At 69.6% G+C, this 10,740-nt stretch carries 8 protein-coding genes; all 8 read right to left on the bottom strand.

Going from position 1 to position 10,740, the window contains the following annotated elements; all coding sequences use genetic code 11:
* Window positions 1–478: 478 nt before the first annotated feature.
* Window positions 479–769, bottom strand: a complete 291-nt coding sequence (locus NBZ83_RS24650; protein WP_261567260.1) for a hypothetical protein — start codon at window positions 767–769, stop codon at window positions 479–481.
* Window positions 770–1,024: 255 nt separating this feature from the next.
* Window positions 1,025–1,447: a reverse transcriptase domain-containing protein gene (locus tag NBZ83_RS33985; protein ID WP_261567259.1), complete on the bottom strand. Its 423-nt coding sequence runs from the start codon at window positions 1,445–1,447 to the stop codon at window positions 1,025–1,027.
* Between the two features lie 1,100 nt (window positions 1,448–2,547).
* The gene (locus NBZ83_RS24640) at window positions 2,548–3,843 is read right to left on the bottom strand and encodes an extracellular solute-binding protein (RefSeq protein WP_261575890.1); all 1,296 of its coding nucleotides are present in this window, start codon (window positions 3,841–3,843) and stop codon (window positions 2,548–2,550) included.
* A gap of 16 nt (window positions 3,844–3,859) precedes the next feature.
* Entirely contained in the window at window positions 3,860–6,262 is a 2,403-nt protein-coding gene (locus NBZ83_RS24635) for an effector-associated domain EAD1-containing protein (protein WP_261575889.1), read from the bottom strand.
* A 233-nt stretch (window positions 6,263–6,495) separates the two neighbouring features.
* Window positions 6,496–7,365, bottom strand: a complete 870-nt coding sequence (locus NBZ83_RS24630) for a toll/interleukin-1 receptor domain-containing protein (RefSeq protein WP_261575888.1) — start codon at window positions 7,363–7,365, stop codon at window positions 6,496–6,498.
* The gene (locus NBZ83_RS24625) at window positions 7,362–8,234 is read right to left on the bottom strand and encodes a HesA/MoeB/ThiF family protein (protein WP_261567254.1); all 873 of its coding nucleotides are present in this window, start codon (window positions 8,232–8,234) and stop codon (window positions 7,362–7,364) included. The genes NBZ83_RS24630 and NBZ83_RS24625 overlap by 4 nt, the downstream gene beginning before the upstream one ends.
* Window positions 8,231–8,695, bottom strand: coding sequence for a hypothetical protein (locus NBZ83_RS24620; protein WP_261567253.1), 465 nt, complete (start codon window positions 8,693–8,695; stop codon window positions 8,231–8,233). Before NBZ83_RS24620 ends, NBZ83_RS24625 begins: the two co-directional genes overlap by 4 nt.
* Window positions 8,696–8,711: 16 nt before the next feature.
* Window positions 8,712–9,860: a radical SAM-modified peptide, FtsH ternary system-associated gene (locus tag NBZ83_RS24615; protein WP_261575887.1), complete on the bottom strand. Its 1,149-nt coding sequence runs from the start codon at window positions 9,858–9,860 to the stop codon at window positions 8,712–8,714.
* Between the last annotated feature and the right edge of the window lie 880 nt (window positions 9,861–10,740).

Below are 10,740 nucleotides of genomic sequence, written 5' to 3'. Positions count from 1 at the left end.
CTGCCCACCCTTTTGACCTGCGGAAATGCCGGATTTTTCGATCAACTCTAGATCGTTGTGTGGCAACGAGACCGTGCAATCCCGGCGGTGACCCATCTCGAACCCCGGCTGACCTGGGAAGACGGTGAAACTGACTGCCCGCTTCCGGGGTGGAAGGTTGCGAAGATCGCTTCCGTGACGACCAGCCGCCAGGGCGTCTCGGCGCCGTTTGCGCTGGTAGGAGGCCACGGTAGAGCTCCGGGAGCCGGGGCATCCGTTCGCCAACGTCCGCGGACGTTGCCACACGGAATGGCCTCTGTATGGCAACGGAGCTTCGCCGGTCCGGCCGGCGGCGCCACTGACTTGCGGCGATGAGCAAGATCGAGGATGGTGACCGTCCGCTTTTGCGGCGGACGCTCGGGGCAGGCCGTTTACCGAGTTGGGCCGACGCTGCCAGAATGGTGGTCGCCGATCCAGTTGGGGCGGGCAGTGATGCCGGCTACGCGTAGTCCTTGAGCGAGTGCGCAGAGGGCGGGGTGGGGAATCCCGACGAGCTCGGCGGCGCCGTCAGCGGTGATGTCGAGCTGGATCGCCGGGGTCTCCGTTCGCCGGTCGACGTGCTGGACGTAGCGGCGGGCACCGAGCGGGGAAAGCGCGAGGAGCCGCTGTTGGAGCTGCCCCGCCGCACCAGGGTTGGTGAGCGCACCAGCGCGATACCGGCGGTGATGACCGCGTCGGCGCCGGCGAGCGCCCGCACACGTTCCTCGCCGGCCTCGTCGGAGCCTCGCACCGGCAGGACCACGCCGGCTGAGGGGTCGACGACGGGGAGGCCGGGCAGCTCGGCAGGCTCGTGGCCGGTGCAGACGAGCAGGTCGACATCGCGGCCGGCGGCGGCTCCGCCTGGCGTGGCAATGTCATCGAGAGCGGGATCCTGTTCCCACGTACGAAGCCACTGGCGCGACCGCCGTGTCCCGGAGCTCCGCAGCGACGGCCAGAAACGCGCCGAGCGTCTCCGGCTGGGTGAGTGGCTTGCCGCCACTGACGGTCAGCCCGTTTGCGCCGTCGGCGAGCGCCAGCGCCCAAAGGTCGGCGAGCGCAGTGACCGGGACGGGGTCTGTTGCGTTGAGACCCGCCGATGGTCCATCAGGGCCGGATGGTCGATGGTGTCGAAACACGCCTCGATGTCCGCGTCGAGCACCCACCGGTCGCCGTGGATGCCGAAGTGGTGGATCTCAGCGATCGCGTCCTGGGCGCGTCGCCGGGGCCTGAACCCGTAGGAGACCGGCTCGAAGTCGGCCTCGAAGATTGGTTCCAGGACCAGTTTCAGCGTGCCCTGAACGACCCGATCCGCTATCACGGGAATCCCGTCGATGTCGGCGACCGGCAGGCCGTCGACGCCGAGCGTGCGCGCGCCCTGGTTACCCGCGACCCGGTCGAACGCTACGGGCAGCGTCGCCGGATCACACACGAAGTTGAATAGGTCATCGAACCGGCGACCGGCGTCGGCCGCCGCCTAACAGTGAAGCTTCGTCTGCATCCCCGCTACCCGATCCCGCGCCACCCGCGCGGCCAGAACCGGAGCGTCGCTATTCAGCGTCGCACCTTGCGGCATTACATGTCCTTCCGCCTCGTGGAGCCGCTGCCGCCCTTCCCCATGCGCGCAGGCTTTCCCCGGCTCGGAGTACTACGGCGGCTCCGCCCCGTCCCGGACCGATCGACGGTCGGTGCGCCCAACCCCCTGCCCATCCACACCGACGGACGGAGGGCAAGATCCGGGACGGTTCCCGTTTTCACTGTGATTCACTCGACGAAGGAGGAGCCCGACTGTGTCCCCACGGCCTCGCCACGAGTACGCCACGGGCTTTCCTCGTGGCCTCCTGGGCAGCTCTCGTACACCACCCCAGGAGTTCCCCGTCGTCGATCACAACGGGTGCGCACCGTTCCCGGCCCAAATCCACCAGGTTCGAGCCGGTGTCGCATTCAGGGACGTAAAACGCCGGTTCCTCGCGTACTCCTCTCCATTCCGCTCGCCGGACCCGCCCCATCTGGCGGTGCTGGAACGTCCCGGCTTTGTCAGGGCTGCTCCGACCCGGACCGGCACTACCCGGGCCCAGGCTGCCCTCAGCTCCACCCGCCCTACCGCGACAGGGCCAGCGGCGAAGGTCTCTCACCTTCACTCGAACCACAGCGCCTCACGGCGCAAACGTGATCGTCGCCAGATCCGAATAACACGATTGTTCACAACCTTGCCACCAGACGGGGCCAGACCAAGCCGTCATACCGTCCCCCGCCCACCACGAAGCGGAGCCACCTCAAGCCGCCCAGGTGGAGCCAGCGGAAATGCCAAAACCACGCGCCCGCGCCTCGGCGGCGGGTGTGGTTGTTCGATGAGATCTCCGGGATCATCGGTGGGTCAGGATTGAAGACGTCCAGGGCACCACCATCGGCTATGACCGCAGCGACTCCGGTGGCGAGATCGATCTCAGCCCGATCCGCATCCCCAGCACCGCTGGTCCGACGATGACCACCCCATCGAGTCCAAGCGGAGCAGATGGGTGGGCTGCCCTGCTACTTGCCGTGGAGCGCGGGCGGCAGCCTCGTATTAAGGTGTTCGACGGCGTCGGCGGGCGCCAGATGATCGCGCAGTACGTGGGAGACTTCATCCTGGATAACATCGCTGACCGCCGCGTAGTAGGGAGTGACCGGCCGTGATACGGCGTTCTGCTTCCCTGTCAGGGCTTGCGAGATGGCCTTGGTGAACTCGTCCCGTCGGGGGTTGTAGGCGGCTTTCAGGACGGGCGGATAGCCGCCGTCCCGGAGCATCGCCGATTGCACGCCCGGGTCGGTGGTGAGATAGCTGATGAACGACCAGGCGGTTGACTGGTGCTTCGAGCAGGACGACACGGCGAGGTTGTGCCCGCCGAACACTTCGGGCCACGGCAGCGCTACCACTCCGACCTTCCCGGCCATCGGCGAGTTGGCGGCGGTGAGCAGCTTGTAGGCGTACGGCCAGTTCCGCATGAACAGCAGCTGGCCGTTCACAAAGGCCTCCCGGCTGCTCTGCTCCTGGTAGGTGAGTGCCTCCCGTGGAATCCACCCGCCTTCCGCCAGGGCGGAGACCAGCTGGCGGAACGCCTCCTGGACGTGGCTCTCGTCCGAGATCGGCTGGTGGGGGTCTGCCGTGATGTCGCCCCCCAAGGCCCGGACGATCTCAAGCGCGTTGACCGTCAGACCCTCGTAGCGGGCGAACTGGCCCCCGAAGCCGCCGATCGGATTCTGCCCGCCGGCGGCCCGCCTCTGGTTCACCAGCGTGATCTTGGCGATCATGTCCTTGAGGCTGGTGGGTGGGGGCAGCTTCTCCGCGTCAAGAATGTCCTTACGGTAGAAGAGTAGCGGAACGTTGATCAGGAACGGCACCGCCCACTGCTTTTTCTTGTAGCGCCCGCTATCCCACGCCGCCGGGACGAAGAGTTTCTCTTCTATCCCGTCCCTGCGCGCCTCGTTGCCGAGAGGCACGACAAGGTTCCCCTTGGCGAACTCGGCGGTCCACATGACATCGAGAGAATGCACGTCATAGCATTCGGTCGGTTCCTGCGCGTCCAGCGCGCCCTGTGCGGTGGCCACGAGCTGGGATCGCTGCTCGTCGGACGACTCGGACTGCTCAATGTAGGTGACCCTCTGGTCAGGATGCACCTTGTTCCACTGGGCGACGGCTTTGCCCACCTGATCGCCATCGGTGAAATCGGCGATGCCGGCGAAGTTGATCGGCCCTGTGTCGTCATCCCGATGTGAGGAGGTGCATGCGGCGACGCCGAATGTGCACAGAAGGCAGGCCAGCACCAGCACCGAGACGAGCCGGGTCATCCTGGCCGCTGGCATTTCAGTGTATCCCCCATAGCCCTGAGCCCACCCGTTCGACTGCCTTTCCGACGTCGGTACTGGAGACGTTCTCGCAGGTCGCCCCGCCGGCCAGCAGCGGTTGGAGATCGGGCCGACTGCAGTTGGCCTCCCCGAACGCGAGAAGGAACACCCGGACCGGCGGAGCGCCGGGCAAGTTCAGCTGTCCGGCAAGACGGTCGGGGCTCGTTCCCCCAGGCTTGTCGTTGATGGCGTCGGTGAAGACCACCATCGCGTCGGCCGTTGTCGCGCCCCCTTGGGCCCGCAGCGCGGCGACCCCGGCTCCAATGGTGTCGAAGAGCCCGGTGTCACCGTTTTCCCGGTGCAACGTTGGCAAGGCCTGACGTATGTCGTCGAGGCGGGAACCGGAGCCGGTGTCAGCCGTCCCAAGGCCGACCTTCTCCACGTAATCCCGGTCGCCATCCAGTCTCGTCGCGAACTCCCAGAGGCCGATCTGATCGTCGCCGCGCACCAGGCCGAGTGCCGGTCCGATTGCCTGTCTGGCGGCATCGAGCGGCGTGACACCATCCAGACCGGAAACAGCCATGGACCCGGACACATCGATGGTAAACAACACGCGAGCCTGCCTACGGGCCGAGCGCCACGCCTTCTCCAGCTCGTCCGCCGCGTCGGTTGTCTCCGCCGGGCCGGGCTGATCTTTCGCCTGCGGCACCTCGCTCTGGATACCCGTGTCGGACGCTGACAGGTCGATCGGCGCGCCACCCGCTGGGCGGAAACCGGCCGCCGCAATGCTGCTCTGCGTCTCCGGGAGTTCCAGAAAATCATGCAGCCGCCTGGCCACCGCCTCGCGCTTCGGGTTTCCCCAACGTCGGCCGCCGACCATGACAAAGGGATAGTCGAGCAATGGCACCCCGTCGGTGGGATAGAACGCGGTCAGCTGGTCCGACGGCACCCCGCAGGACGGAGTCTTGTTGTGAGCGAACACCGCCTGTTCGGACATCAGGGCGACCTTAAAGTCCGGCGCGGTGGACGTGGCCGCCTGGCAACCAAGCCCGCGTTCCGGGTCCCCGATGCCGTCGCTCGTGATGGTGGCCTGCTCCAGCCTGTGCAGCGTCGCGCCTATTCCGCCGCCGCTCAGCCCGCTCCTGGTCAGCGGAGCACCTACGGCCGCCTGGTAGAGCGCCATGGTCGACACCAGGCCCTCGGTTGATGTCTCCGGCCCCTCGCGGACGATCCGCAACGCACCGTTCTCGGCCTGTTTCACCACTGCGGCGAGGGATACGGCGGACGGGTCGTCCCAACCGGGTTGTCCGGCGAGGCCGCTCGGGGCCGCCAGCACCAGATACGAGGACATGACCGAAGGTAAAGTGGTCAGCGGGATATCGGTGTTGCCCTTCCCAATGGCCGCCTTGACCCGATTCACGTCGACACTCGAACTGGGTATCCACACATGCGGGTACGGCCCGACGGAGCGCAGGTCCTCCGACGGCCAGCCATCCTCGAGCGCCTTCGTCGTCCCGCCCGCCACGGACGGACTGACGACCTGAATGTGTTCCCGCCGGCAGCCGTGATGATCGCGGTCGCTCTTCACGAAGTCCTCGGCCACTTCACGCATCAGGTCCGCGGTGTCGGCCGAGGCGGAAAGCACCAGCTCGGTCGGTATTCCACATCTATCGTCGGACTGTTCTTCGTAGTAGAAGAAGAATCCCATGGAAATCGCCAGAAGGACTACTACCGCAATCGCGACCTTCGGCCGTTTCTGAACTTTTCTCCGCAGTTTCTTGGCTTGTCTCCATAGGGGCGCTATCCAAGGCCAGAGCCATCGACGGAGGGGCGATCCATCGTCTTCGTCCGCCGGATCCGAGGGTCGCCCGGGAAAGCGTGGTGGCTCCGCCTCGCCCGCCGCCTCGGCCGCCAACCTCGGAAACGTGACCGCCGCGGGATCGCCGTCCAACTCCGGGCCGCCCGGCTCATCCGGTCGGGCCGCGGTGGCGGCTCCGGTCGCGTCGGCCGGGCCGGCCGGGGTGATTGGGTCGGTGGCCGGCGCGGGGCGGCCGGCCGGGTCGGGGGCCTCGTCCCCCCCCTCGGACTTGATCACCCCGTGGCGGACCGCGAGCCGGTGCAGCGTCTCGTTCCCGGGGTGGGTCCTGACCACCACGCCCATCAGGGTCCGGTAGGGGCTGGCGACGATGCCCGCGTCGAAGTCCTGGAAGACCTCCCCCCACCACTGTTCGGGGTTGACGTTCTGCCAGGCCGGCCGGCGCTCCACCGGAATGCCGACCGCTTCGAGCACGATGTTGGCGGCAGCCTCAGTGCGGTACGCCCGGGCGACCTCCCGCAGGAAGTCGAGGCGCTCCTCGGCGGACAGCTGGATGCGCGACCGCTCACCGCCGCCGGGGCGGGCCGCGCTCTCGCCTGACCGCATCGGACGCTTACCTCCACCGGTGGTCCCGGACAGCCTGGGAGCGGTAGACGGCGTCCTTGCAGGTCGGACGCGGCCACTGCTACTCCGCGACCGGGCCCGTCCCTGTGTGCGCCGGTGCGGTCGCGCGCACATCACGACTTTCGTGCCATTGCCCCCCGGTTTGGCCTGATCGTAGCGCCTCGGCCACGCTTCGGCGAGGGCCGTGCCGGTAGTCGAACCCGCGTCGGCCCGATCTACGCCTCCGGGCGCAGGGCGTCGACGAGCCGTTCGTAGCCACCCTTGATGAACAGGTCGACGGCATGCCACCGGCTGAGCCGGTCGGGCAGGTCACAGGCCTCGAGCCGGGCCGGGACGACGAAGATCTCCCCTTCCGGGAGGCGGCGAGCGGCGTCGAGCGCGCGGGCGATCTCGGTCTGCACGAAGCCCCGCTTCGTCGTCGAGACGCGCGACAGGCAGACCACCACCGAGCGGCACCGGGCGATCGCCCGGCCGATCTCCAGATCCCAGTCCTGCCCCGGCCGCAGGTCCTCGGCGTCCAGCCAGGGCTGCAAACCGTCGCGGTGCAGCCGGTGGTACAGCTCGCGCACGGTCTCCTGGTCCTGGTGCGCGTGGCAGAGGAACACCCGGGTGGCCGGGTCGGGTCGTGCCGGGCGGCCGGGGCGGGGCGTCCGCTGTTCGTCGATCCGGTGAGCCGGGCTGCGGTTGATGTCCCACCCGCGGTCGTCCGGGCGCTCCACGACCAGGCTCCGGCCGCCCTCGTTCGCCGCGTCCTCGGACTTGATCACCCCGTGGCGGACCGCGAGCCGGTGCAGCGTCTCGTTCCCGGGGTGGGTCCTGACCACCACGCCCATCAGGGTCCGGTAGGGGCTGGCGACGATGCCCGCGTCGAAGTCCTGGAAGACCTCCCCCCACCACTGTTCGGGGTTGACGTTCTGCCAGGCCGGCCGGCGCTCCACCGGAATGCCGACCGCTTCGAGCACGATGTTGGCGGCAGCCTCAGTGCGGTACACCCGGGCGACCTCCCGCAGGAAGTCGAGGCGCTCCTCGCGGGACAGCCGGAGGTCGGGCAGCCGAGTGTTGCCTCGACGGTCGCGGTCGCTCATCGGATTCCTCGAAGTCGTAGCCGGTACCAGTGGAACTCCCCGTCGGAGGTCCGCACGGGCAGGATCTCCCCGGATGGCACCCCGAGGTCGCGCAGCGAGCGGGTGGGGTCGACGCCGAGCAGCGAGTCGGTGCGCCGGATCCGGTGCGGCTGCCCGCAGCCCCGGCAGGACAGCAGGCGGGACTCGTCGGTCGGCGCCGGCTCGTAACGGGTGTCGCACCGCGGGCACCGACCGGGCAGCGCGACCGGCGCCCAGCACCGCGGGTCGGCCTGTAGGGGCAGCGCGGCCAGCAGGTCGCCGACGCTGGCCCCCTCGTCGATCGGCAGGACGGTGACGGAGCCGTCCAGCGGCTGGTGATGCGGGCAGCCGGGATCCCGCCGGACGGCGACCGGCCCGGTGCGGCCGGTGGGGCCGTCGATCCGCAGCAGCCCCTGCTCCGGCGTCCCCTCGCCGCCGGTCGCCTCCTCGCCGCTGGATGTCCACCCGTCTCCGAAGGCCCGGTCACCGCTTGGCGTCCGCGCGTCGGCGGCCCGGGCGAAGAGTAGGCGCAGGGCGATCAACGTCATCCAGCCGGCGACGATCGCGGTCGAGGCGATGGAGGCCGCGGCCGCGGCGGCGGACACGTTCGGCCGGCCGACGTCCGAGTCCGCCAGCAGGACGGTCCGGCTCAGGTTCGAGACGGACACCGTGTCGGGATCGCACAGGACGAGCCGACCGACGCCGGCCAGCGCCAGGTTCTTGGCGACCTCGTTGCCCAGTGCGCCCACGCCGACCACGACCGCCGTGCTGGCCGCCAGGATCCGCTGGTCCCAGCCGGCTATCCGTTCGTGGCGGGCGTACCGCTCGCCGGCTGGTGCCGGGACGGTCATGGCCCGGCGGTCTCGCCGACGAGGCCCGGGTCGAGCAGGGGCGTGAGGCTGACCGGGCACCGGGTCAGCACGCCGTCCGGGCGCCAGCCGTCCCAGCAGGTGACCCCGGCGGCCGGGTCGCGATGCACCGCCGCGATGCAGGTGGTCGGATGACGCCCGCAGGGACAGACCACCACGTGCTCCCCGGCCCGGAAGGTGTGCCCGCAGGTCTCGCAGCGCAGGTGGTTCCACCAGGACGCCGACGCGGTGACCACCGGGCCGTCGACCTGCCAGTCACTGCCAGCGAGGGTGGGGGCGAGTGCCTCGTCGATACCGGCCGCCAGTTCGGCCAGCTCGGCCTGCTCCGTCAGCTTTCCCGGCCCCGCCGTCCCGCCTGTCCCGGCCGTTCCAGTGGTCTCGGCCGTTCCAGCTATCCCAGCCGTCCCGGCAGGCAGATCGGGGCGCGGGGTTCCGCTCGTCATCAGTTGCCGACCCCGGTCAGCCGCACAACATCTGCTGGGTGGGACCGGCGAGCTCACGCAGCAGGGCCTCCATGACGGCCGGCCGGAACGCGTCGCCGAGCACGTCCACGCCGGAGCTGGTTACCCGGAGTTCGACCCGGACCAGCCGTCCGTCCGGATGATCGTCGTATTCAGCGGCGTTGATGAGGTCGGGGAGCGCATCCACAAACTCCACCGCATCGGACCTCGAGCCATTGTCGATCATCGTGTTCCGCCCCCGTGCCATCGCCCCGGAACTGGTCGCCCGCACTGTGGGCAGCCGCCGTCGACCAGCCGCACCGCCGTCGTCCCCCACACTCCGCGCTCGATCAGCGTAGCGCCGCAACCCGGGCAATGTGTCGCCCGACCGGCCGCGCCCAGCGCCCTTTCCACATAGACGAACCGCAGTCCCGCAAGGGTTTCCGAGCCGGGCGGCGTGCCGCAGTTCGGCCGGGCTGGTGGGCGACGGTCGACGCATCCGGAAGTCCGGGGTGAAGCGCACGAGGTGCCACGGGATGTCGGCGTCCACCGCGGTTAGCCGCCGGGCGATTGCCGCCAGGGCATCCGGCTCGGCGCTGACCCCGGGAATCAGCGGGGTGGACACCTCCACCCAGACGCCGGCCGCGTGCAGCGCCTCGATCGTGTCCCACACCGGCGCAAGCGGCGCCCCGGTGAGCCGCTGGTGCGCCGGCTCGGTCGCCGCCTTCACGTCAATGTTGACCGCCTCCAGCCGCGGGGCCGCTACGGCAACGGCCGCCGGGGTGAGGAACCCGTTCGACTTCCACAGCAGCGGCACCCTGGCCGGGCCGGCGTGGTCGGCCAGCGCCACCGTCAGCTCCAGCGCCAGCGACGGCTCCGCGCAGGAGAGCCCGACCGGCGCGTCAGCCTCGACGGCCCGGGCCACCAGGGCCGCCGGATCGGCGGGCGAGCCCGTCCAGGGCGCCGTCAGCACCCGGCCGTACTGGGAGAGTCGATGGTTGACGCAGTAGTTGCAGCGGAAGGTGCAGCCGGGCCCGGCGACGGTGAGTACCCGTTCGTCTGGCCGCACATGGTAAAGCGGCTTGCGTTCGATCGCGTCGAGATGACTGACCGCGACGGTGAACGCCGCCGTCTCCAGCCCGCCGCCGCGATTGCGCCGGACCCACACGGGCCGGTCTCACCAGCCGCCAGGACGCACCGGTGCGGGCACAGGTCGCAGCCGACCTGGCCCGCCAGCCCCAGCACCGCGAGCATCGCCGGCCGCCACACCTGACCCGCCGCTGCCGTTGGTGCCCTCGCCTCCGCCCAGCCAGTCGGAGGCTCGGCGGGGCGGGCCCGAACGCTTTCGAGCGGCCGCGGGGAGGTCGTTATCGGTCGCCCGGCCCGGGGGCAATAGCGCGGCGGTTGAAAATTGGATGGCTCTCGTTTGGCGTGGCCGAGGGCTCCATGGCATCGCTGAGGGGCGGGGCAAGTAGGGCCCGGACGGTTCGGGTGATCGCCGTGCGGTCGGCGGTTGGGGGGAGGTGGTGGTGCCCGGTGCCCGTATTTGCCGTCGATGGGCCAGGATCACCGTCGTCCGGTGGGTCTGGTCGGCGGTGTGCAGCGCGGAGCCGAGGTCCTGGGACTGCAGGGTGCGGCTGGTCCAGGCCACTGAAGAGGAACGTCAGACCGACGACAATCCCGATCACCACGGTGAGGATCTTCGTGGTGGAGGCGGTTCCTGCCCCAAAGGAAGCTGTCTCCGGCGCGGCGGCGGTTGCCGCTCCGGCGTTCATCGGCCACCGGCCCTGGTCGGCCGCCCGGTGGCGGCTGGCCGGTCACGAGTGACGGTGAGCCGCGCTGCGCCGATGGCCGGGGCAGGGCGCGGATGGGGCTCGGGACCGCTCGGTCCACGGTTTGGGGGACGGGTGAGGTGTGGCAGCGCGTGTGGCAACGCCGGGCGCCGGAGGGGCACGCCAGCGGCTGAAAATGGACATTCGGGTATGTGTACGGGCGTCCCTGGATGGTGTTGACCGGCCTGAAAAGCGGAAGGTCGGCGGTTCGACCCC

The organism is Frankia gtarii (assembly GCF_025403375.1).
GTDB classification, from domain to species: Bacteria; Actinomycetota; Actinomycetes; order Frankiales; family Frankiaceae; genus Frankia; species Frankia gtarii.
Note: the sequence above shows the minus strand (reverse complement) of the source record. Positions and strands in the feature narration are given on the sequence as shown.

What these genes read in the sequence shown, in the direction of transcription:
- NBZ83_RS24640 (WP_261575890.1), bottom strand. Translation starts at nt 3,843, where the DNA reads ATGACCCGGCTCGTCTCGGTGCTGGTGCTGGCCTGCCTTCTGTGCACA.
- NBZ83_RS24635 (WP_261575889.1), bottom strand. Translation starts at nt 6,262, where the DNA reads ATGCGGTCAGGCGAGAGCGCGGCCCGCCCCGGCGGCGGTGAGCGGTCG.
- NBZ83_RS24630 (WP_261575888.1), bottom strand. Translation starts at nt 7,365, where the DNA reads ATGAGCGACCGCGACCGTCGAGGCAACACTCGGCTGCCCGACCTCCGG.
- NBZ83_RS24625 (WP_261567254.1), bottom strand. Translation starts at nt 8,234, where the DNA reads ATGACCGTCCCGGCACCAGCCGGCGAGCGGTACGCCCGCCACGAACGG.
- NBZ83_RS24620 (WP_261567253.1), bottom strand. Translation starts at nt 8,695, where the DNA reads ATGACGAGCGGAACCCCGCGCCCCGATCTGCCTGCCGGGACGGCTGGG.